This is a genomic window from Spirosoma sp. 48-14, from assembly GCF_001898575.1.
In the GTDB taxonomy this organism is placed as follows: domain Bacteria; phylum Bacteroidota; class Bacteroidia; order Cytophagales; family Spirosomataceae; genus Spirosoma.
In genome coordinates, this window is the sequence record NZ_MKUD01000041.1 from 147,724 (window position 1) to 171,244 (window position 23,521).

The window sequence follows — 23,521 nt, forward strand, 5'->3', positions numbered from 1 at the left end:
CTTGGGTTGGTTCCGCCTGTGAAAACGATCTGTGAATTTTTTCTTCTAAAATCTCAGAACAGTACAAACATTGAAAAATATAGTACTAAATTTTGAGGGCTTTGTGGATTTATTTTCATGGGAACGCTCCCATTTCGTGGGAGCGTTCCCATGAAATGAGAGCAATTGGTAAAAAAAGTGCTATTTTGTATTATTGGTATAGTACAAAATTTATATCTTCATTCATATGAAGCGGCACCAGGTAACTATAATTGACATTGCCCAGAAGTTGAACATTTCGAAATCCACTGTTTCACGGGCGCTCACCGGGCACCCGAGTGTACGGACTGATACCCGACAGGCAGTTATGGAACTTGCTCAGCAAATGGATTATCAGCGTAACATGCTGGCTATTAATTTGTCCTCCAGTCAGAGCCGGACCATTGGCATCATCGTGCCTGAGTTTGTGACGTCTTTCTTTCCTATTGTCATCATGGGGGCTCAGGAGATTGCTGCCCAGTCGGGCTATTCAGTACTGATCAGTCAATCAAATGAAACCTACGAAACCGAAGTCGCCAATGCGAAGGTTATGCTGGCGAATCGGGTAGATGGCGTGCTGATCTCCATGACGCGTGAGACCAAAAATTTTGAGCACTTTGACGTTTTCAAACGAAAAGGGATACCCCTAGTCTTCTTCAACCGCGTATGCCATGACATTGAAACACCCAAAGTGGTGGTCGACGATTACGAAGGGGCTTTTAAAGCGACCGAACATCTGATTCTGCTGGGAAAAAAGCGCATCGCCCATCTGGCTGGCCCGCCGTCCCTGTACATCAGCCGAAAGCGACTGGAAGGGTATAAAGACGCCTTGCGGAAGCATAAACGCCCTATCCTGGACGATCTGATCATTAGCTACGACCTGACGCTGGAGAAAGTGAAGATTTACGTGAAATACCTGCTGGACTTGCCCACCCCGCCCGATGCGCTTTTTGCCGTCAATGACCCCACCGCCATCGAAGCCATCAATGTGATCAAGGAACAGGGTTTGTCAATCCCTGAGCAGATGGCCGTTGTCGGTTTCAGTAACGATTACGGGTCTGCATTGATTGAACCCGGTTTGACCACTATGGCCCAGCCAACCCGGGAGATCGGTCAGGTAGCTGCTCAACTGCTGCTCGACCAGATTCATACGGATTCGTCGGTATGGAAGCCGATCACACGGGTACTCAAAACTGAACTGATCATCCGGGGTTCGAGCCAACGAAATTAGTTTGGCCAGCAGATAGTTCAGCAATGCTGTTTCTGCGCAGACGTTGTCCGTGCAGAAACATACGAGTCTTAGATTAATTCGATTGAACGGTCGTCTATATACGTTATGGTGTACTGTAAGTCATTCATCACCCGATCACTGATTCTCAGGTATTCGTAGGTGATACGTCCTGGTTGTACATTGACTATGTATCTCAGTGCCACAGACGCTACAACAGGCTACGCGGAGTGTGATCCGGTTATGGAGATGGAGATTCTGGATGGTACGGTTTTGAATGGCATGCCTGACGTTCGCCAGACAAAAGCCTATTCAGCCGTTATTGGTTTGTTCGGGGCGTGATGTTCCAAATAGCTGAAACTCACGCACACCGGGGTAGCCCGATGAATCGTTGATGACCAGCCGGAATCGTTGCGCCCGTACGGGCGTAATCTCTTTCGACCAGTTTCCCATGGTTGTATCCCGTACCAGGGTTATCCATCGCCCGGCCTTTTGGTACTGAATCGTAAAATCCTTGATTTGTGATTTTTGATAGACCAGTTCGCTGACGGCTATGCGGCTAATCGATTGTGATTTCCCCAGATCGATCTCCAGCCAGCCTGTATGCTGAAACAAGTTCATGACCGAATCGGACATATAATGAACATTGCGGCCATAATAGGCATTGAAATCGACATCTGTCCGGCGACCTGGTTTCCAGGCCGTATTCGGATTATCGTCGACGGCCGCCGAGGCATCGTGTAAGAAGTTGCCTAAAGCGCTCGAAGCTCTGGCCTGCTGGCCATAGGAAAGGGCACCACTGCTGGTAAATGGCCGGATCAGCTCTACCGACGCGGCTGATCGATCGAGTGTGAGGGCGATGACGGTAGCCACCGAATCCCGGCTTGAGGCAGGCAGGCTAATGTACAGCCCATCTGGTTTCTGGTTCACCGTCACGGTTTTTCCATTCAGCAACTGGGCTTTTTTTATCGATCCAGCCAGGGGTGGGAGCCGAATTTCGGCAGGCGATTCCGGAAAAAGATACACGTAAACCCTGTTTTTACGATACGTGCTCACATACTGTCGGGTAGGCATGTACGGGCCACCTCGTACCTGATAAATGGCTTCAGCATGTTGGTTGATCCAGTCGCCCATTTCGTTTGTACGGCTTACGAACGATGCCGGGAAAACCCCGGTGCTGTCAGGCCCGATGTTGAACAGCAAATTGCCGTTGCCTCCAATGCAGCGCAACAGTGTCTGCACACACTCGGGCAGTGGTCGGGGGGTATCGCCGAATTTCCAGGCCCACTGGTGGCCCATGTTGGTACAGGTTTCCCAGGGCACTTTTCCGTAGCCCGCTACAAAGTTTTCGGGCGTGGCATAGTCAGAGTACGGGCCAACCCGGGCATGAGACTCATCGGGCGTAAAGGGCTCGAGTCGATTGTTGATAATAATGTCAGGCTGTAAACGACGCGCCAGATCGTATACCTGTTTGGGATGCGTTGGGCTGGGCCACCCTTCAAAATCGATCCAGAGCAGGCTGATTTTTCCATAGTTGGTCAGTAGTTCCCGAACCTGGGTCAGCATTCGTTGAACGAACACATCATTTGTTGCTGGATTCCGGCAATCCGGGTCTTTCCAGTCGCCCACCGAAAAATACCAGCCGATGGGTAATCCCTCCTGATGGGCTGCCTGTGCCAGTTCCTTACACACGTCACGGCCAAACGGTGAGTGCATGATGTTGTACGATACCGTTTTGGTGTCCCACAGACAGAAGCCGTCGTGATGCTTGGCAGTCAGCACGATCTGTTTGAACCCGTTCCGTTTGGCCATCCGAACCCATTCGAGCGCATTGAAGCGAGTCGGATTGAACCCTCGATACAGGGAGTCGTAGCGAGCCTTCCCGTAGGCTTGCCGCGACCAGCTTATTTCCTTGCCAATGCGGCTGACCGGCCCCCAGTGTACAAACAGACTCAGCGGATTATCACGCCATCGTTGCAGACGACCTGCATCGGATGAGGGCAATTGGGCCAGAACGGGGTTGGTCAGCAGTAAACCACAGTAGAGTAGTTTTATGGATAGACGCATAGTGATCAGTGGTTTAGGATGGTTTGGGTACGTACAGGCTGCGAAGTGATGTAGCCCCGCAGACCATAATACAGGATGTAGCTATAACAGAGTACAGGCACGGTAAAAGCCAGCCGAATGCTCAACGTATCCGAAATTAGCCCCATAATGGGCGGAATAAGCGCTCCACCTACTATACTCATGATCAGCAGGGAAGAACCTGTTTTGGTATACGCCCCCAGCTGATGAATACTCAGTGTGAACAGGATAGGATACATGACAGAGGTGAACAACCCCACGCAGCTCAACGCATACAAAGAGACATAGCCCGTTGTAAGCATAGCGATAATGACCAGCAGCCCGGCACCTGCCGCGCAGCGCGTCAGCAACCGCGCCGAATCGACCTGTTGCAATAGCCAGGCTCCCGCCAGCCGCCCCAGCAGGACCAGGGCCATAAAGAGCGTGATGAACAGGGCAGCTTTCTGCTCGGACAAACCCGGCAGCTTCTCCGATCTGGCATACCGGATCAGAAAGCTAACAATGCCTACTTCGGCACCCAGGTAACAAAATACGCCCAGTGCCCCCAGCACGGTATGTCGAAAGCCAAGGATGTCCTTAAGACGGGCCGATGTCTCTCCGTTTTCGGTCAGGGTGGGCAGTGGAATGAACAGCAGGCATAGGCCCAGTACCAAAAACAGGATCGCCAGGCATAGGTAAGGCGTTTTAACCAGTTGGGCCTCGGCATTCAGAAAGGCCGTCAGCTGATCCGGTTTCAGCTGTTGCAGGCTGGCTTCCGGAATATCCTGTGCATGCAGCAGAAACTGGGCGCCAACCAGTGGGCCAAGGGTAGCGCCTAACGACCCAACAGCGGAGGCCAGACTTAATCGGCTCGATGCGCGTTCGGGATCGCCCAGTACCGAAATATAGGGCGTGGCAGTTACTTCCAGAAACGTAAATCCGGCCGCCATAATGAAGAGCGCTCCCAGAAAAAGGGGATAGTACCTGGTTTCGGCGGCCGGGAAAAATAAACCAGCTCCCAGGGCTGCCGTCAGAAGGCCAGTTACCATGCCTGCCCGATAGCCGTAGCGCTGGATGAACTGGCCTACCGGCAACGCCAGCAAAAAGTAACCACCAAAAAAAGCAGTCTGAACAAGCGACGATTGCAGGTCGGTAAGCTGGCAGGCTCGTTTTAAGTGCGGAATCAATACATCGTTGATGTTCCGGCTGAGATTCCAGATGAACATCAGGCTCATAACGACCAGCAGGGGGACCACAAAGCGCGATGATGTTTTCATACCGTTCTATGTTCGTTGAGCGAGAATACCGCTTTCATTTCCGCCCAGTGTTCGCCCGGCTGAGCCTCAGGCAACCGTTGTTGAAATTGCCCCACAAATGCAGCCCATTCTGCCTGACGGGGTAGTTCGCCGATGCGTTGAAAGGCTTCTGCTACGGTCAGATTACCGGGGGTTTCAACAATCATGAACAGGTGGTTTCCAATTCGATAAATCTGCATATCCACAATACCGCCTTCCCGGATACCCTGTGGAATCTCGGGCCACATATGTCCGGGTCGATGAACGTGCTCATACTGTTCAATGAGGGCGGGGTCATTTTTCAGATCAAGGGCCAGACAGGTACGCATTAGGGTAAAAAGCAAGGGGGTGATACATTAACAATCGATTAGGGTTAACAGGGCATGGCGAAAAGCTTACAGCGCACTTTTTCGGCCATATCCCAGCTCGGCACCACCGCTGACGGGCAGTATACAGCCGGTCATAAACCGGGCTGCATCTGATACCAGAAAGACAGCAGCATCAGCGATGACATCCCCTTCGGGGCAGTACCCCAGTGTGTGAATGTCGTTGAGGTACGTTTCTATCGTGGCCGGGTTGGGTTGCTGAGTGGCCCAGGTTCGCAACATAGGCGTCCAGACACCAGCCGGACAAATTGCGTTGACCCGAATCCCAAAAGGAGCGTAATCCAGCGCCATTGCTTTGGTCAGCGCATTCATACCGCCCTTTGTGGCCACGTAGCCTGCGTGGTTAAGCTGACCTATTTCACCCACCATACTGCTCGTGTTAAGGATACAGCCTTTTGTTTGTTTCAACGCGTCTAGGCTATAACGGGTCGTCCAGAAAACGCTCTTCAGGTTTATCGAGAACAGAGCATCCCATTCATCTTCCGTCGTTTCATGCAAGGGTTTCGATGGGCTCGACATACCCACATTGTTATGCACGATATCCAGCCGACCGAAACGATCCAGGGTAGCGTCAATAGCTTTTTGTACATCCGGGCCGTACTGCGCGTCGCCGAGAATGCTCAGGTGGGTCTCGCCCAGTTGATGGAGTAACAGGTCGAGCGCACTGGCGTCGCGGTCCATCACGGCCACCTGAGCACCCGCCTGGGCATAGGCCAGCGCGCAGGACATGCCGATTCCTGACGCACCCCCGGTTATAAACACAATTTTATTCTGTAACGAGCTCATGAACAAGTAACTATAAGGTCACTGCTGCTGCCGGGCTCCTGAGGCACCCGATAGTAGCCATCGACAATCAGGGCCGGCTGGGTAAAGTACTGCCGCAGATGAGGAATATGCTCCAGGAACAGATTCTCATGGTCCATCGCGATGTGGTTGAACAGCACGAGATGCTGGTGAATTTGTCCCATGTCGCCTACATGCGGTACGACCGGAACACCAAAGTGCCTGGCCAGCAGACTAATGGTCAGAAACTCCGAAATACCCCCAACTCGCACAGCATCGACCTGGCAGAAAGCCATAGCGCCCATTTGCAAAAAGTTTTTGAAGATAACCTTATTCGGGATATGCTCGCCCGTGGCCACTTTAAAGGGAGCCAGCGCATCGGCAATCGCTTTATGACCCTGCACATCGTCGGGGTGAGTCGGCTCTTCAATCCAGAATGGGTTGATGCTGCTCAACTGGTGGCAAATGGCCAGCGCCTGCGGTACATTCCAGCGCTGGTTGGCATCGAGCATGATGGTTGCCGACTCGCCCGCCGTTTCCCGAATGAGCGAGGCTCGCCGAAGGTCTCGCTGGGGGTCGTCGGACCCAACTTTGAGCTTCATGGCCGTGAAGCCGCGTGCCATCGCTTTTTTGGTATTGTCAATGATTTGGTCATCGGTGTAGTTGAACCAGCCAATCGACGTATCGTAGCCTCGGTAGCCGGTTTGTAATACACCCGATCGATCCGCCCGGGTTGCCTGCGCCCGTGTGAGCAGGTCGATTGCCTGCTCCCGATTCAGGACCTCTTCCAGATAGCTCAGATCGAGGGTATTGACCAGTTGCTCCGGCGACAGATCGAGTAGAAGTTTCCATAAGGGAACCTGCCGTGTTTTTGCCCACAAGTCGAAACAGGCGTTGACCACGGCGGCTAGTGCCAGTTGGACGACCCCTTTTTGTGGACCCAGCCAGCGCAGGGAAGGTGAATCGGCCATCTGGCGATACATACTGCCGAAATCGGCCATCAACTCCTCAATGTCAAGTCCGACCAGCGGTTGGGCCAGGTAGTCGATGGCCCGGCAAACCAGATCATTGCCTGCACCCAGCGTAAAGGCAAGGCCGATGCCTTCAACGGATGTGGTTGTTTTTAATACACAGACCGCGTAGGAGTATTGGGGGGTCTGGTGGATAGAGTCCGTACCAACCCCTTCGCCCAGGGCAAACCGGCGATCCTGTGTTGATATGGCCGTAATATACGTACTACCCGGTTGTGCCGTTACCCGATTGGCTTCACTGAACACGGAGGTTGTTGACATGGATGCGCGGTAAGCGATTACGCCTTTTTAGGAGAATGTTCTAAGCTGTTTTCGATAATCACGGGGCGTTACCCCTTTGATGCGTTTGAATTGTCGATTGAAGTGCGTGATATTGTTGAAGCCGCTTTCATAAGCTACGGTTTCAATCGGGTTGTAACGTTCCTGCATCAGTTTGCAGGCATGTCCGATTCGGAGATCGTTCACAAACTGCGTAAACGATTTCTGCGTTCGGCTTTTGAAATAGCGACAGAAGGAGAACTCATTCATGTTGGCCAGCGAAGCAATCTCGTCCAGCGAAATGTCGCGTCTGAAATTGGCAAAAATGAATTGAAAGAGCCGTTCCATCCGCTGCTGATCATTCTCTGAATAACTGTTTACATAATCAGGACTTGATAAGAGCCGATAATCGGTTGCGTGCATCAATCGGTCAATCAGCTGCAGAAAGGTTATAAGTTTAGCCATCCCTTCCTGGTAAAAAAGCGCTTTAAACAGGCCAATGAGCTCCGTTTTGCTGGCTCCTGTATAAATAACGCCCCGGCGGCTGATCGTCAGCCAATGGTCCAGTACGTTTCGACAACCGAAGCCCTCCAGGGACTCAACCAGTTGATCAGGATTGATATACATAGCCAGCGACTGGGCCCGCAGATGTTCACTCCCCTGGAAGTATTCTTTATCGTTGTACCAGACATGCGGAACACCTGAGCCCAGAAAAACCAGCTCACCGGGTTCAAAATATTCAATGTTATTGCCAATGATGCGCTGCCCTGAACTTTCGACGATATACGTCAGCTGGCATTCATGATGAAAATGAAATTGCGTTGAATAATAGGGTTGTACAATCTCTTTCGTCAGGAATACTTTATTCGCTGTACTTATGCCAAGAATAGCCTGAATGGGTTTCATAGAATCGTTTGCTCACTAAACCGCACACTTCGATAAGTTCCTATCCAGCAGGTGCAAAGTCAGATCACTATGGATAAGTTAGTCCTAGTAAATCGCTTAATTATTGTTTTTATACAAAGTTATCTTAGATACTCGCTGTCAACGGGCCATATGTTGACAATTACCAACACAAAATTGACATTTTTATAAGGCCTTGTCGATTATTAAAGGCAAAGGAGATGTATGTGGATCGGTTCGAAAAGAAATGGCCGAGCACCGATCCCTTGAAAAAAACTGCCAATGAAATGACTCGCCCGGTCAGTGCCGATTCGTTTTTTTTGGGCCGACCAAAAGCTGGTCAACGTGCAGCCAGACGAGATTTTATACATTGAAAGCTTGAAAGATTATGTCCGTATTGTAACCCGTACGGTCAAACCCTTACTCGTTAAGCAGACGATCGGTCACTGGAAGCCCAGTTACTTGCCAACCAGTTTGTGTGGATACGTCGATCATTTATCGTGGCAGTTTCGGCGATCACTAGTTATACACCCCACTATGTTGAAATCGCTGGTCTGGAGCTACCCATCGGCCGACTCTATCAGAAGGATGTTGAACGGATACGGGGTGTATCGAACCGGTAATTATGTAAGCTAAAGGCGCTACGTGGTAGTTTTCCATCAACTACCGCTCGTCAATTTGGGCAATACTATTACCGTATTACCCGAATTGACGAACGGCTATTGAGCGACTAGTTTTTATACCGTTAATGTACCCTCAATCGAGTCATCTAAGGTTTTCCCCATAATTGCACCAGCAACCATCTTGACTAGGGCGATCGCATTCCCGTGTTTATTGTCCCAATAATAGCCCTCACGCGTATCTACTTTGATCACCGTAATACGCGGATCGTCCTCTCCTTCGGTAAACCACGTTTTTAACAGCGGCTCCCAGAGTTCTTTGATGAGGGTTTTATCTTTCGATATAGTGGCCTCACCATATATACTCAGAAAATCGGAATGGGCCGAGCCCTGAAATAAAAGGTGAACTCGCTGGTCAAGCTGTATCTCCGCATTTTTATGACTATCGTCGGCGCTCAGGAACCAGAAATTACCGGCTTCATCCACCTTTTGCACCGACATTGGCCTAGTTGTCAAGGGTTGGCCTGAGGTGATTTTCGTACAGAAATAACAGGTCTTATTCTGGTCTACCAATTCCTTGATTTTCTTTCCGGCTTCGGTCCCAGTCAGATCCTGGTGATTGGCTTCGGGTTGTTGTTGATTAATGCTATCCATAACGTTTTTGATTCGTGTAGACTTGTTTCCAGGGCTAACAATCTGTTGAACCAACCGTCTTTGGAAAAAAACCTTACTACTAATTTTCTTTATTTAATGGCGACACTATCATTTTTAGTAGGGGTCTTGAGAGTAGACGTAACGACTTTCTTATCCATGAGTTGCCTTGAGCAGAACCAACCTTTTCAGGAAGGGACCAAGCATCAAAAAGCCCATTTTCAGGGCTCTAAGCACGCTTACTTTCCGATACAGAATGTAATGTACGTGTATAATGCTTTATTATTCAATTAGTTAATTGCTGAATATTGTGTTAGGGGTATAAATAGGAGGAAAATTCTTCAAAATGACCTTGGATAGCTATTCTACCGGTATTTCTACGGACACTCCAGTGAATAGGAACGGGTGGAGCGTGGTGAACGAATGATAATACCAACTGTCTACTCATACCATTCAACGTTGTATGCAGTATTCTGACCAATTAGCCGACCAGATCATTAAGAAGTTTGGCCTGGGCTGAACCGTTCGCTACTGGTGTAAGAACCAGGGTGGGGACTACACCCTTCCCCAGCCGCCTTTCCAGGAAAGATCGACGAAATGCTTTTTCTTCGTCGGTCACAGGATCAGCCTGATGCTACTTCTGTCTCTCGACCAATGTAGGTAGCCTTCTGTTCCTACTTTTACGGACTTTAAGGAGCTGACGTTATATAGTGTCCAGCAGGATAAGCAGGTTCAAAAATGGATTCAGAACAATCAAGATCAGCAGAAGTCTATTCAAGAATTAAGGGCATAGCTTGACAAATTGAAACAGTTAGTAAAACGCTATAAATAGCCATTGCCAAACCGGGAATTATCAAATATGAATTCATGTATCTGAAATTCAAATAGTTACTAAAGTATTTTTAGCCTTTACCTACCAATTTCACATTTTTAAATGGGCTCGTCTCCATATGTAGCCTCTAGATACTCCTGATAATTTTGCATTTTGCTGGAAATATTTCCCCGATAGAATACACACAAAATGAGGCTATTTTTTACCATCCTTTTATGGCTACTAAGTTTTACCGGATTTTCACAGACATGGGAGCTTACACCAGACTATATTAAAATCCCCTCGGTTTCTACGCTACCGGATTGCATTGCTGGGCGAACCGTCTTTAAAATCCCGGAGAATAAACTCTACACATGTGATGGTTCAACCTGGAGACCTTTACAGGTAGTCCAGCAGGAAGGGTTTACTGCCCAAGCTTACTGTTGCCAACCCTATCCAAATTTCCCCTCAGTTGTAGACTTTAAAGAAGCCGAAGTTTCGTTTGGGTCAGGAGGGTTTTCGTCGGTCTATGATTCCTACACAGTTCCAGTTACTGGTCTATATTCTGTTTCGGCGTCTTTCACCTCATCTTCGTCTGCCTCTACCCCAGGCAGTACCTTTTTTATGACTATTTACTTAGTTAAAAATGGCGAGGTGGTTAGGATGCACGTCCAGAATAACCTTGTTTCGACATCGAACGCAACAGCGCAGTTAACGGATATGCTACTCTTTAAAGCAGGCGATGTTATTCAGATAAAAATCGCCCATAATTACTCAGCAGCAGGAGGGTTAATACCGAACAATTTGGGGTCTTATCTAAGTATATTCAAGATCTACTAAGACTCTATGAATCAAGGATTGAAGGGCACGAACCTGTTGCGTTATGCAAACAGTTTAGGCCCTATGTTGCGATTTGGCTCAGATAAACGCCTAGACGCGAGTTATGCAGTCTGGATGTGAAATACCAATAATGTGGGGGAGCAGTCGTGGGGAAATTACCGGGTAAGCGTTGGAAGACGCTTTTCGGGATAACTCAGCAAAACAGAACTATCTTATAGAAAAAGCCCGGTCACCAGATACAATAAAGGATCAAATAATCACTCAACAAACAGATGATGCAGAGAATAAAACTCTCATTTTAAGGGTTTTAGTGCGATATGATAGCAGGATGCAATTGAGTGTTAAGGACAGTTACTTTCCGATACAGAACTTACTGAAAATAGAATCTAATAAATCATCGGTAGTGATCTCTCCGGTTAATTGTCCGAGGTGTTGTAGAGCGACTCGCAGGTCCATGGCGAGCCAGTCGGGGGTGACCTGGTTATCAAGGCCCGTGATGGCACGCGCAAGTGCATCGTCGGTGGCAGTCAGGTGTTCGTAATGACGGGCGTTGGTTACCACAGCACTACCGGTTTGCATAGCGGCATCGGTGCGGGCGCGGGTCGAAAGCGATGCTTTCAATTCATCGATCCGATGGTCTTTGGCCGAAATCCAGACGATAGGCTCACCATCAAGGCTGTGGTTGATAGCGGCCCGTTGTGCGTCGGTTAATAAGTCAGCTTTGTTGCCAACCAGCAAATAGGGCTTTTCGGCCGCTTGTAGCTCTGTTCGGGTCTGGATTAACTCGTCGGTGGTTGTACGGCTTCCGTCGAACAGGTAAAGCACTAAAGCAGCATCGCGCATTTTTTGCTGGGTACGCTCAATGCCAATGGCTTCGATTTGATCGGTGGCCTGCCGTAGTCCAGCGGTGTCGATCAGTCGGAATCGAATGCCGTTAATGAAGAGTTCGTCTTCGATAACATCGCGGGTGGTGCCGGGAATATCCGAAACGATGGCTTTCTCTTCATTCAGCAACGCATTCAGGAGGGTTGATTTACCCGCGTTAGGTTTACCGACAATCACCGTCGGGACACCGTTTTTGATGGCGTTTCCTGTCGAGAACGAGTCAATCAGTGGATGAAGAACCCGTCGAATATCGACCATCAACTGACGAAGCCGATCCCGGTGAGCAAACTCGACGTCTTCCTCGCCGAAATCAAGCTCCAGTTCAACCAAAGCCACAAAGTCGATCAATTGCTGACGTAGTTCTTTCAACTGCTTCGAAAACCCACCGCGTAACTGCGTTAAGGCGGCCCGATGACTGGCGTCAGAATCGGAGGCTATCAAATCGGCAACGGCCTCGGCCTGGACCAAATCGAACTGACCATTCAGAAAAGCTCGTTGTGTAAACTCGCCCGGACGCGCCAGCCGAATACCCTCCTGCGTGAGCCGACGCAGAATTTGCTGAATAATAAATTCGGAGCCGTGGCACGAAATCTCGATGACATCTTCTTTGGTGAAGGAAGTAGGGGTTCGAAAAATCGTCACCAACACTTCATCAATAATACTCCCATCGGGGTTTCGTAGCGTTCCGAAATGGGCGGTATGACTCGCCTGCTGGGTAAGATCTTTTCCCCGAAAAATACGATTGGTAACAGCAATGGCTCCTTCGCCCGATACCCGAATCACCGCAATGGCTCCGATTCCGGGGGCAGTGGCTAAGGCCGCAATGGGTTCTAATTGGAAAATAGACATAACTCTGGGAGTCTCTGTTTGCCTTCGTAAGTCTCGGAGAAACAGGTATTACGCCGAGACAAACAGAGATTCACAGAGGGAAAATAGAAAAGCGGTTTAGCAGGTCAACCATGCGTTTTTCAATGGGTACCTGTGGAACACCAAGCCAGTTGGCGTATTTGTCGCCCAGGAAGAAACGCATTTCACCAGCTGCGAGGTTCCGCATGGTTTCGGTACTGGCTTGTTTGTATGGAACGAACCGATTGACACCACCTGGTGTATTTGCCTGAGCGGGGAGCACTTCGGCCATAGCATTTAATAAGGCGCTGGTCAGGCCTTTGCCTGCTTCGGACGGGGCAAATTGTCGGCGGAGGATAGCCTGATGCAGTGTAAACGCTTCCCGTAAGTTTTTGGGCAGAAGTGCTTCAGTTACGCCGTTCAGATAACTGACCACATTAATGTGATACAGGTAGTCTTCCTCTTCCTGCTCGCTGGCCGAAATGCCGAGCTTTCGTAAGCCGAGTAAAACAATGTACGAAAAAGTGAGATTGGTTCCAGCCATATCTTCCTGATTAACTGGGTGGCCCCAGTCTGTATTCCATCGGCCGGAGTGCAACGAAAACCACCGTGCTCCCGCATGAATCAGCCGAACTTTAACGGTTCGGGCAATCGCTTTTCCAGTAGACCATTCTTTCTCATTATTGACTGCAAATACCCACTCTCCGGTTTCCCGTAACCGCCGAACGGTGTCATTCTTGATGCGCTCGGTGAGCCAGAGCACCTGGGCCCCTTTAGCACCAAGATAAGAGTAAGGCAATGAAAAAAAGCCAAGCGTAAAGCCGATCTGTTGGGCGTGTTTCTGGAAAAAACGCATGCCCCGATTCATTTTTGCCGAGTCGGCCCAATCGGGTAAACGGGTTTGCGAAGCGAAAAAATCCTGTACCGTCTGGTGTTGGTTGGTCGTTGAAAAGTCGGTTGTATCGGCCAGCCAGCCCATCAGCGACCGTAAACCTGCCGGGCCGTCGGTTTCGATCACAGCAGTAATCACGGCATCGGCTGGGAGATCGCCCTGCTGGCGGTATTGATCCAGTAAGGCATCAGGAAAGACACGGGTAGGCTTGACGAGCGTTGGCATCGGAAAACAGGCTTTCAGAACCAACATCTTTTTCGGGCTTTCAGTTTACAGTTTGATCTGTAAGCCGTCGTAGCCCAACCGGATATTGGCCGGTAGCTCTTTTTCGACTTCGCTGTGCATGCCGAGTTTGTGGCTGATGTGCACAAAATACGTTCGGTCGGCATTGACACGCTGGGCAAGGGCTATGGCCTGATCGAGGGTAAAATGAGAGATATGGGCCTGCCGCTGAAGCGCATCGACGACCAGGATACGGGTTCCGTATACCTTTTCCAATTCGTCGTCGGAAATGTAGTTCAGGTCAGTCAGGTACGTAAAATCGCCAATTCGGAAGCCATAAACGGGTAGTTTATGGTGCATCACTTCGATCGGTGTGACCCGAACATCGAAGAGGTCGAACGGCTCATTATGGATTTCATGCAGTCGAACGTGGGGCGTTCCGGGATATTTATGTTCGGCAAAAATGTAGGCGAACTCCCGTTGCAATTGCGCCAGAACGGTTGGTCGGCCATAGACGGGTATATCTTGTCCCGACCGGAAATTATAGGCGCGAATTTCATCGAGTCCGGCCGTATGGTCTTTGTGCTCATGGGTGAACAGGACCGCATCAAGCTGCTGAAGATTGAGCCGCAATACCTGCTGGCGGAAGTCGGGGCCGGTATCGATAACGAAGCTACGCCCGTTCACCGCAATATGCACGGACGTACGGAGTCGTTTATCCCGAAAATCGACAGAACGGCACACATCGCACTGGCAGCCAATAAGCGGCACCCCCGATGAGGTTCCGGTACCCAGCAGGGTAATAACCATAGTAGTGAGGAACGAGTAGTGAGTAGCGAGGAGTGCTGGCGCAACATTAGCGTCAGCCTTCTCACTCCTCGCTACTCACTACTACATACTTTATTTATCCGTCAGTTGATTGACAACTTCAACCAGGCGATCGAAGTTGAGAGGTTTTACGAGTACGTCGTTGAAACCGGCTGTTTTAAATTCTTCTTCTGTATAATTTTTGGCGTTGCCGGTGATGGCCACGATAGGCACATTGGCTTTGGTCTGATCGGATAAAGCCCGAACGCGCCGAACACACTCCATTCCATCCATCAGCGGCATGTTGATGTCGAGCAGCAGGATGCTAAAATCTTCTTTTTCCAGAATTTGCAATACCTGTTCCCCGTTTTTAACGGCAGTAATGTCGTAGTTCTGGAACTCAAGAATTTTGCGGGCCAGATTCTGGATAACGGAGCTATCTTCGGCAATCAGGACGCGTTTGGAAGCTGACATAAGCTATATGAGATCGTGGTTTCTAATTAACGTGGTGAAATTATGGAGTTAAATCGGCAAACGCAAAACGGTATTTTGGTCAAAATGCATCCATAATTGCTTTTTACCTACCGGTTCTGCAAACGCCCACTTTGATGAAACCATAAAAACGATTTGGTTTTCATACGGTAAGACGGTTAATCGGGCAATGATCGAGTGCTCGGTAAAAATCCTTTTTAAAGGATCTCTTTTTTCATAACTATAAATTCTAACGGGTGTTTAGGCAAACCGAAGCTTGGGTCATTCGGGAAGGGTTTGGTTTCGCCGGTTGACTGGTAGCCGCGTCGTTCGTACCAGGCTATTAATTCATGTCGAACGGTAATGACGGTCATCGTAATAGCCTGGCACTGTCGTTCACGGGCTGTTTGCTCAGCAGCGGCCAGTAATTTTTTTCCGATGCCATTGGTCTGTGCTTCGGGCGAAACTGTCAGCATCCCAAGGTAAAGGGCATCGCCTTTCGTTTCCAAGTAAACGCAGCCCAGTAATTGATCATCTTCTCGATACGTTAAAATGGTGGCATTCGGGTTCTGGAGCATGGTTTTTAAGCCCTCCTCATCCGTGCGAATGCCACTCAGTAAATCAGCTTCAGTCGTCCAGCCTTTTTTCGAGCTTTCGCCCCGATAAGCACTGTTTACGAGTAGGTTTAAAGATGGGATGTCCTGTTCGGTGGCAGGTGTTATTGACGTCATTTGGTTGTCATTTGTAGTCATTGGCAATGCGTCATTTTCCTGTTTTGACTATTACCGGACAATGACGCATTGCTCATAAAAATGAATGGCTTTATTTAGGGACTTCCCGGAAATCGAGCTGCTGAATAAGGGCTGGATTCTCGGGTGTCAGTGTGAAAAATACGTCGATATTGGCTTTTTCGCCCTCGAGCAGGAAATGGCCACGTAGCTGGTTTTCGGGAATTAACTCGCCTACGCGCTGAATTTTTCCGGCTTTTGCATACAAGTCCTGCACTACTTTCCGCCGAATGGCGACCGACTTATCGGGGAAGAAGTTTTCGGCAAAAATACCACTTTGTTCGGCTCCGGTCCAGTCAGGTAATAGCTTGATGAGTTCGGCTTTGCGTTGTGCCAGAATGGGTGAAACCGGAAGTTGACGAGGTTGTAGCTTACCAATGGCTACCAGCGTATCGAGCACGGCGGTGTTGACGGAACCCATACCAGCGTAGGTCAGATTGGCGTAGGAAATGACCCCGATTCCATAATCGGGCAGGATGCGCCACTGACTGCCAAAACCGGGCAATCCACCGCTATGCCCTACACCGACCTGACCTGTGCAGTTCTTGCTCCAGCCCAGACCGTAGCCATAGCCACTGGCGGTGGGGCATACCTGACCGGCTGCATTTCGAGCCTGCGTAAATAAGCCCGAAAACGTCCAGGGCTGTTGCATTTCGCGGATCGAACTTCGTTTAATCGGTCCCGTATCGGCATCATTTTTGGGTGGCCAGGCCGATTCATGCAAGGCTACGTATTTGCTGAAATCGTCGATGGAAGTAATCAGGCCGCCCATTGCCCCGTAGGAACCATCGTGAAGGAGAGCCTCTTCCAGCCACTTATCGTCCTGCCAGCGATAGCCTAACGCGAGTTTGTCAGTTGGCACGCGAGTGTACTCCCATTGAGTGTCGTTCATACCCAATGGCTTCAGAATGGTATCGGTAATGTATTGCTGATAAGGTTTACCCGAAACGACCGTGATAATATGGCCCAGCATGGCAAAACCCAGGTTGCTATATTCATAGGCAAAACTCGGAACGTTGGCATTGGAAATACCGTCTTTGATGAGTTTGAGCAAATCGGCATCCGAATCGGCCAGTTGGCGGTCGCCCCAGGGGTTATCTTCGGGAAAACCAGCCGAGTGGGTCAGTAAGTTACGAATGGTAATCTTTGGGGCATCGGCTGTGAGGTACTTATGCGACTTCAGTTCGGGAATGTAGAGTTCGGCTGGATCGTCTAGCCGGAGTTTGCCTTCGTCGCGTAGTTTCAGAATGGCCATGCCCGTCAGGCTTTTAGTCATCGAAGCAATGCGGAACAAGGATTTAGGCGTAGCGGGCGTTTTCTTCGCTACATCGGTATAGCCCAATCCACCGGAATACACCAGCTTACCGTCCAGCACAATGCCAAAGGCCAATCCTGGAAAGTGCCGCTTTTCGACCGCGTCTTTGAATAGCTTTTCAACAATGGGAAAGGCGGCTTCCAGTTTTTTTAGCCGATCACCATCGGTGAAGGTGGGGGGCTGATAGGTAGTCACATGCGCTACGGAACGATTGGTTCCTGGTTGCGCAAAGGCAGATGTCGTGGCAAGTAGGCAGAGTAGTAGTTTTTTCATTTCAGTTTGCTGGAAATCGTTTAAACGCAAAGAACGCAAAGTTTGTCGCAAAGCGCGCAATCGCCTGAAAGTGCTTTAACAAAACAAAGTACGACCCCATCGAGGTCGTACTGATTAGCACTTTAGCGCCATTGCCGTTCATTCAGAACACTACTTAATTTCCAATACCAATACGCCTAGCGGGGGTAATGTAACAGGAACGCTATTGCGGGCGGCAATCCGGGTTTTTGTCCGGAAAATATCCTGGAATACATGCGTTTGCGAGCCCGACAGGTTCATAGCTTTCCAGGCTTCGGTAGGAATCTGTACGGTTGTGTTGACGGGTTCCTGTTTGTCGAAATTGCAGATAATCAGCAGCTTCTGCCTCCCTGAATAGCGAAGATAGCTGTAGAGTCGATTGCCATCATAACCCGAAGATTGGCCATTTTTGTTGCTGGCCTGTAGGTCGTAAAAACTGCCCGTTCGGATAGCATCGCTGGTGTTGACAAGCTGGATCAGTTGCTGGTAGAATTGACGGAGTTTCCGTTGGTTGGGCGTTAATTGCCCACCATCGAAGGCTCCTTTGTTGACCCAGGCCTGGTATTCTGGTATGCCCCAGTAATCAAAAATCGTAGTTCGTCCATCGTCACCCTGAAACCCTTCGGCTTTAGTTGGATTTACTCCCAACTCCTGTCCAAAATAGAGCATAGTGGGGCCGGTGTGCAGGGTAGCGGAGAGGGTCATGGCAGGTAGGGCAACCCAGGGATCGCCCGCGAAGAATCGGGAGGCAATACGTTGTTCGTCATGATTTTCCAGAAAACGCATCATGTGTTCCGAAATATCTCCCGACTCGTTCTGCCAGACCTTCGTAATGTCTTCTGCGGTGCCTTTACCTTCCATCAAACGGCGTAGGGCGTCGTACAGGCCGACCTTGTCGTAGAGGTAATCGAATTTGCCCTGCTGAATATAGGCTTTGTACTGTTGGGGGTTATAGATTTCAGCAATGAAGATCAGGCCGGGGCGAGTGGCTTTTACTTGTGGAATGGCCCAGCCCCAGAACTCAACCGGAACCATCTCGGCCATATCGCACCGAAACCCATCGACGCCTTTCTTAGCCCAGAATAGCAGAATGTCGCGCATTTTGACCCAGGTTGACGGAACAGGGTCGAAGTGGGTCTGGCGGTTATTGGCATAATCGACGCCATAGTTGAGCTTCACGGTTTCGTACCAGTCGTCAATTCCCGGTTTAGCCTTGAAGGCATCGTTGCCCGTCGCTTTGGCTGGATTTTCGACATAAGGGCCAATCGACAGGCCATCGGGAATGGAAACACCATCTGGAACCTGAAACGATTCACCAGGCAGGTAGTAAAAATTGTTGTTGGGCGAAAAGGCTTTTGCAGTATCATCGCCCTGGCCTAAATCCTGAACCCCAGCCGGTTTAGCATCCGAATGGTACTGGCGAGCTACATGGTTCGGTACGAAATCGATAATCACCTTCAGGCCAGCGGCATGCGAGCGTTTGAGCAGCGCTTCGAACTCCGCCATCCGGTTATTGACATCGACCGCCAGATCGGGATTAACATCATAATAATCTTTGATGGCATACGGTGACCCAGCTCTGCCTTTTACCACGAGTGGATTATCGCGCTGAATGCCATTGGCCGAGTAATCAGTCATGACCGCATGTTCAATGACACCTGTATACCACACATGTGATATACCGAAATTTTTTAGCTCCTGTAGCGCTTTGGCTGTAATGTCGTTGAATTTTCCGACGCCGTTTTCATCGCGGCTACCCCAGGGTTTGTTGGCCGTTTTCTGATTGCCAAACAGCCGGGTAAAAATCTGGTAGATAACCAGTTTGTCGGAAGGTTTGGCTGTTGGGTTGAGTAGCGCGTCGGCCGCTTCAACGGCTGGGTGACTCAGAATACCGGCAGCAAGTAGACCTGCGGCAAAATCCCGCCGGGAAAGGGTAGGGGACGACGTAGAGAGGCAACTATAACTCATGTGGATTTATACTAACCAGGCCCGAAATAGTCTGAAAATCTTTGGTGTTTCGCGTCAACAGGGCTAGTCCATGAACAAGAGCAGTTGCAGCAATAATGGCATCAGGTAGTTTGACTTTATAGTTTTTACGCAGGTCAATGCACTGATCGACAACCGGACTAGTCAAGTCTAGGATGGATGCATCCTCCATAAAACCGATAAGCAATTGATAATGCTCATCGGGAGCATTAAAGCCAAGTACTTCAATTTTTGTAACCACTGATAGATTCGGCACAGCATCGATAACATTGTTCATAAAAGCCATACCAGAAGCTGGGAGTTTTTGGCCGAGATAGTCTATAACGACGTTCGTATCAATCAAATACTGCTGTTCCACTCAGTACGGGTTTGAGTTACATAGTGTTGAAGTTCGTCGGCAAGCGTAGAAGGTAGCTTACCGGCATATTTTTCGGATAGTTTCTGCTTCGGCGCTCCTATCATTTTCAACTCTTCGTGTTTCGCCGTGATGGTATTCCATTCCTCAATCGGAATCACAATAGCCGTATGTCGGCCCTGGGCATCAGAAAGATATTGCACGTCCATAGATAAAAAAACGATAATAGTACTGGATGAAACCTAAGTAAAGATAGACAATCAGCTCGTGTAAAACTAACTGAACGCATCAGCACAAGTCGGATCAGGTGAACCCCGCTGAAGAAAAATACTGATGGGCTAACTAGTTACTTCATTGCTTTGATCCACTCTCTTAACAACACCAGACTTTCGCGATGGACGGTTTTGCGGCCGAGTTCGGGCATCATTTCACCGGGATCGGTCGATTCCAGGCGATAAATCAGGATCGATTCGTCGGGTTTTCCGGGTACGATGTCGTAAGTGCGTCCGCCTGAACCGCGTCCTGCCGCAACGGGTGTTTTCTGAATGCCGAGTGCCGTAGGGTCTTTTTCGGAATAATTCAGGTTGAGACCGGATGTCATGGCTGGCCCTTTGGGGTTGTGACAATGGGCGCAGTTGATGTCGAGCCAGGCGCGTGCCCGGTCGTTGAGAGACCCCGTTTCGGGCTTGTTCCAGACGGGAGCTTTCGGACATTTTTCCAGAGCTGGTAACCCAGTCAACATACCCGCTCGTTGCCAGTGGCGTAGCTGATTTTCAGGTCGGGTAGCTCCATAAGCCAGATCGCCGTTCAACTGCCGGACCGATGGGCCAATGGGCGTCATCACTTCGGCCCGGTTGTGGCACCCTTTGCACTGGTTCAGGTTCGGAATGACGAACGGGTGTTGCTGAGACTGCCCATTGGCATCGATGTAGCTAACCGTTTTGGTATCGCCCGCCACTTCGAGGAGTGCATCCGTCTGGTCGTCGTTCCAGACATAATCGAGCGCTTTCCAGCCTTCAGACTGATGAATCAGCAACCGCGTTTCGATCAGGCGACGCCCTTTGGCGGGGTTCCGAAAATCGTTCGGATAGTAAAACGTTTTGATCAGCGTAGTGCCTACCGGGAAGTCCAGTACAGCCGTGTCGTTATAGGCCACTGACTGACCAGCAGGCAGCTTGACAAACCGGAGTTTTTCGGCATAATCCGAGAACAAGGGGGTATTGAGCGCATACTGGACAACCCCATCGGCAGGCTGCTGATTAGCTAGATTACCCTTAAAAAAGCCGTAATCTGACAGTTTTTCGGGAATGGGTACGGTTTGCCAGCTACCTAGCATCAGCCAGCCAATGCTCAGCAGCACACCCCAGACTAGACAGGTTCGCATGGTTTAACGGTTGTTGCTTACCGACGTCTTGATTGGTTCCAACTGACAATCGAATAGGGTTGTATTGAACGAAACATTCTGAAAACCACGCCCAGCATCCAGATTGACGAAGCTTTGATTCTTGTTGTTTCGGATGCAGATGCGCTTGTCGGCCTGTAGTTTTCCGTCTTTATCCAGCGTATTGGGATCAGCTATGCCGTCGTAAATAATGTGTGGGACATCCTGCCCCGGCTTCAAGACCTGGCTGAATAGTTTATTGTACCGACCGCGCTGGCTGACGGGCCCTGCATTCCGTTCGTAGACATTGTCATGAATCGATATGCCCGTGGCGAAAGGGTAGTAAGCTTTGTCGGTAATGGGCCGCTCGGTGAGCAGGTAGCTGATGATACCTGTGCCCAGTGTCTGGTTACGGATAAATCGGTTATTGAAGACTTCTACGTTATTCGCGGCCAGAATCATTAGACCTGTTCCGTCCGACACGCTGGCTACAATATTCCCGGCTGGGGCAAAATTGGGGAAATTGTTGTCGTGGACGTAGTTGTTGAATACCCGCACATTGCCCCCCTGTTTCTGGACCAGATCGGGTAAGTCGAACACCAGAATGCCGCCTGTGTTTTCGTAGGTTTCGTTGTCGAATACATCGGCATTACGGGAGTTCTCGATCTCGATACCAGCTACGTTATGATACGCTTTGCTGTTCTTGACCACAATACCGCGCGATTGGCCGACATAAATACCGGCGTCGGAAGCTCCAATAGCCGTACAGCCATCAATCACGACATTGTCGCACTGAACCGGATATAGGCCGTAGCCACCGTTTTCGGCTTTGGGGGCGCCCGTCCACTCGACCTTCACGTTTCGGAACGTAATGCCTTTCACGTTCATGGTTTTGATGCCGTCGCCTTTGGAGTCCTGCACGGTCAGGTTTTCGATTACAATATCTTCGGCATTGGATACCCGCAGACCTTCTGCTCCGTCGGTTTGGCCTTTAAAGCTCAGGATGGTTTTGTCGATGCCTTTTCCCCGGATCACAATCCGTTTTTTGTCCTGCAACGACAGGCTACCCGTGAAGGTAAAGGTGCCCGCATCGAGGTCGATGGTGCTGCCATTGTCGGCCATGATCAACTGGGTCTGGTAACGTTTCTGTACGGCGGGCTGTGCCCAGGCTAGCTGTGTACATAAACAGGCTAGGAGGGATAGGAGGTAAAGTTTCATAGGGTCTAGGGTAAAATAGAACACGGATCGTTATGATCGTTATGATTTACACAGATTATAAGGACGTATAAAGATCATAAAAATCTGACGGTCCGTCGATATGGTTCTATTTATTTATACTTTTTCCCTGTATCCAGTATACCTGATTGGTTTCAGCTTTCCCGAATGGGCGACCCTTGATGATGGGGATATCGATGAGGCCGAGCGATGGGTCGCAGTCGAAATTGGCCCGGATGGTCAGGTTATTAAGTTGGCTGGGCGATGTGCTGTGCTCCAGCGACCAGAGGTCATACTGATTCAATCCTTCATTGTACGAATCCTTTTTGCTGGCTGACCGGAGTGTTAAAGCCGGAACAACCGGGCCACAGTTTTCGGATGCAGGTTTAGGGGATTTGATTTGAATATGGTAGGCTTCGTTGCTGCCGTAACTCAGATGTACCGTACCGATGGTAGTCTTATCTGATCCACCCGCCTGAAAAGACAGGTAAAATGTAAACTGGTTGGGTACTTCGGCCGGAATGATTTTACTGTCGCCCTCAATGATCAGCCGATTCTGATAGTCGTACAGCTTTACCTGATCGAGGCTACCACAGCAGCCATGTTTTACCGTTTGAAAATTCCGGGCATTCAGGGTAAGTTCGTCGCAGTCGTGTTTGGCTTTCAGTCGTGTTTTGGCTGGGTTTTCCAGTGAACTCAGCGAGACCTGAATACTACGGGTCTGCCCCTCCAAGCCAGTCGCACCATTGGTTATGGTTCGGTATCTGGCTATGTAGTGCTGAGTGTCTTTTCCTGCCAATGCTATATACACAACTTTATAGGTAGTCTCGTCGGTTCGATATTGCCAGCCTTGTGTACTGTCTTTTTTCAGCAGTTGAAACGATGAGGTTTCTGTGTCTTCATAGGTAGATGGGCCCCCTGTGGCTCGGGCCGAGTCGGCTGGATTAGTCGAATCGCTTTTGTTGGATGTATCTGAGCAGCTTACGAAGGAAGAGACAAGAAAGGTAATAAGTAGCCAGTGTTTCATAGGAGTTAGGACGTGAACGTATTGACAGGCAAATACGTGATTTCAGACACAAAACCGAAACCGGTAACTACCCTGTTTCGTGAACGGTTAACGGGTTCATTTGGAAAGGCGTATAGGATGAAATAGGTAAAAAATAGGCCTTTGCTGTTGGA

The 23,521-nt window shown here is 49.6% G+C and carries 22 protein-coding genes; 3 read left to right on the forward strand and 19 right to left on the reverse strand.

What is annotated here, in order from left to right:
* Positions 1-226: 226 nt before the first annotated feature.
* Both BGO59_RS20845 and BGO59_RS20850 read left to right on the forward strand, forming a co-directional pair.
* Positions 227-1,249, forward strand: coding sequence for a LacI family DNA-binding transcriptional regulator (locus BGO59_RS20845; RefSeq protein ID WP_293686371.1), 1,023 nt, complete (start codon positions 227-229; stop codon positions 1,247-1,249).
* Positions 1,250-1,435: 186 nt separating this feature from the next.
* Positions 1,436-1,588, forward strand: a complete 153-nt coding sequence (locus BGO59_RS20850; RefSeq protein ID WP_293686373.1) for a hypothetical protein — start codon at positions 1,436-1,438, stop codon at positions 1,586-1,588.
* Here BGO59_RS20850 and BGO59_RS20855 read toward each other — a convergent pair.
* From BGO59_RS20855 to BGO59_RS20880, 6 genes are all read right to left on the reverse strand, one after another.
* Positions 1,559-3,313: an alpha-L-fucosidase gene (locus BGO59_RS20855; protein ID WP_293686375.1), complete on the reverse strand. Its 1,755-nt coding sequence runs from the start codon at positions 3,311-3,313 to the stop codon at positions 1,559-1,561. The genes BGO59_RS20850 and BGO59_RS20855 overlap by 30 nt on opposite strands.
* A gap of 5 nt (positions 3,314-3,318) precedes the next feature.
* On the reverse strand, positions 3,319-4,587 hold the full coding sequence (gene fucP / locus BGO59_RS20860) for an L-fucose:H+ symporter permease (RefSeq protein ID WP_293686377.1): 1,269 nt from the start codon (positions 4,585-4,587) through the stop codon (positions 3,319-3,321).
* Complete coding sequence (locus BGO59_RS20865) at positions 4,584-4,934, reverse strand: L-rhamnose mutarotase (protein WP_293686379.1); 351 nt, start codon at positions 4,932-4,934, stop codon at positions 4,584-4,586. The genes fucP and BGO59_RS20865 overlap by 4 nt, the downstream gene beginning before the upstream one ends.
* 66 nt (positions 4,935-5,000) lie before the next feature.
* Positions 5,001-5,777, reverse strand: a complete 777-nt coding sequence (locus BGO59_RS20870) for an SDR family NAD(P)-dependent oxidoreductase (RefSeq protein WP_293686381.1) — start codon at positions 5,775-5,777, stop codon at positions 5,001-5,003.
* The gene (locus tag BGO59_RS20875; RefSeq protein ID WP_293686383.1) at positions 5,774-7,066 is read right to left on the reverse strand and encodes an enolase C-terminal domain-like protein; all 1,293 of its coding nucleotides are present in this window, start codon (positions 7,064-7,066) and stop codon (positions 5,774-5,776) included. The genes BGO59_RS20870 and BGO59_RS20875 overlap by 4 nt, the downstream gene beginning before the upstream one ends.
* A gap of 27 nt (positions 7,067-7,093) precedes the next feature.
* The gene (locus tag BGO59_RS20880) at positions 7,094-7,969 is read right to left on the reverse strand and encodes an AraC family transcriptional regulator (protein WP_293686385.1); all 876 of its coding nucleotides are present in this window, start codon (positions 7,967-7,969) and stop codon (positions 7,094-7,096) included.
* 473 nt (positions 7,970-8,442) lie between these two features.
* On the opposite strand from BGO59_RS20880, the gene BGO59_RS20885 reads away from it, so the two are divergent.
* Positions 8,443-8,589 (forward strand): hypothetical protein, encoded by a 147-nt coding sequence (locus tag BGO59_RS20885; RefSeq protein ID WP_293686387.1) that lies wholly within the window; start codon positions 8,443-8,445, stop codon positions 8,587-8,589.
* Between the two features lie 114 nt (positions 8,590-8,703).
* Here BGO59_RS20885 and BGO59_RS20890 read toward each other — a convergent pair whose 3' ends face one another.
* From BGO59_RS20890 to BGO59_RS20950, 13 genes are all read right to left on the reverse strand, one after another.
* On the reverse strand, positions 8,704-9,240 hold the full coding sequence (locus BGO59_RS20890) for a pyridoxamine 5'-phosphate oxidase family protein (protein WP_293686389.1): 537 nt from the start codon (positions 9,238-9,240) through the stop codon (positions 8,704-8,706).
* Between the two features lie 1,999 nt (positions 9,241-11,239).
* Entirely contained in the window at positions 11,240-12,622 is a 1,383-nt protein-coding gene (gene mnmE, locus BGO59_RS20895) for a tRNA uridine-5-carboxymethylaminomethyl(34) synthesis GTPase MnmE (protein WP_293686391.1), read from the reverse strand.
* 70 nt (positions 12,623-12,692) lie between these two features.
* Positions 12,693-13,736 carry an oxygenase MpaB family protein gene (locus BGO59_RS20900; RefSeq protein ID WP_293686393.1) on the reverse strand — a complete coding sequence of 348 codons (1,044 nt, stop codon included), beginning with the start codon at positions 13,734-13,736 and terminating at the stop codon, positions 12,693-12,695.
* 45 nt (positions 13,737-13,781) lie between these two features.
* Positions 13,782-14,543 carry an MBL fold metallo-hydrolase gene (locus BGO59_RS20905; protein WP_293686395.1) on the reverse strand — a complete coding sequence of 254 codons (762 nt, stop codon included), beginning with the start codon at positions 14,541-14,543 and terminating at the stop codon, positions 13,782-13,784.
* Positions 14,544-14,633: 90 nt separating this feature from the next.
* Entirely contained in the window at positions 14,634-15,014 is a 381-nt protein-coding gene (locus BGO59_RS20910) for a response regulator (protein WP_020599715.1), read from the reverse strand.
* Between the two features lie 215 nt (positions 15,015-15,229).
* A complete protein-coding gene (locus tag BGO59_RS20915) occupies positions 15,230-15,742 on the reverse strand; it encodes a GNAT family N-acetyltransferase (protein ID WP_293686397.1) in 513 nt (170 codons plus the stop codon).
* Positions 15,743-15,833: 91 nt separating this feature from the next.
* Positions 15,834-17,387, reverse strand: a complete 1,554-nt coding sequence (locus tag BGO59_RS20920; protein WP_293686399.1) for a serine hydrolase — start codon at positions 17,385-17,387, stop codon at positions 15,834-15,836.
* Between the two features lie 150 nt (positions 17,388-17,537).
* A complete protein-coding gene (locus BGO59_RS20925) occupies positions 17,538-19,373 on the reverse strand; it encodes an alpha-amylase family glycosyl hydrolase (RefSeq protein ID WP_293686401.1) in 1,836 nt (611 codons plus the stop codon).
* Positions 19,363-19,749 (reverse strand): type II toxin-antitoxin system VapC family toxin, encoded by a 387-nt coding sequence (locus BGO59_RS20930; protein ID WP_293686403.1) that lies wholly within the window; start codon positions 19,747-19,749, stop codon positions 19,363-19,365. The genes BGO59_RS20925 and BGO59_RS20930 overlap by 11 nt, the downstream gene beginning before the upstream one ends.
* On the reverse strand, positions 19,731-19,955 hold the full coding sequence (locus BGO59_RS20935) for a hypothetical protein (protein WP_293686405.1): 225 nt from the start codon (positions 19,953-19,955) through the stop codon (positions 19,731-19,733). Before BGO59_RS20935 ends, BGO59_RS20930 begins: the two co-directional genes overlap by 19 nt.
* Positions 19,956-20,092: 137 nt before the next feature.
* On the reverse strand, positions 20,093-21,130 hold the full coding sequence (locus tag BGO59_RS20940; RefSeq protein WP_293686407.1) for an SO2930 family diheme c-type cytochrome: 1,038 nt from the start codon (positions 21,128-21,130) through the stop codon (positions 20,093-20,095).
* A 3-nt stretch (positions 21,131-21,133) separates the two neighbouring features.
* Positions 21,134-22,345: a parallel beta-helix domain-containing protein gene (locus BGO59_RS20945; RefSeq protein WP_293686409.1), complete on the reverse strand. Its 1,212-nt coding sequence runs from the start codon at positions 22,343-22,345 to the stop codon at positions 21,134-21,136.
* A 106-nt stretch (positions 22,346-22,451) separates the two neighbouring features.
* On the reverse strand, positions 22,452-23,369 hold the full coding sequence (locus tag BGO59_RS20950) for a hypothetical protein (RefSeq protein ID WP_293686411.1): 918 nt from the start codon (positions 23,367-23,369) through the stop codon (positions 22,452-22,454).
* Between the last annotated feature and the right edge of the window lie 152 nt (positions 23,370-23,521).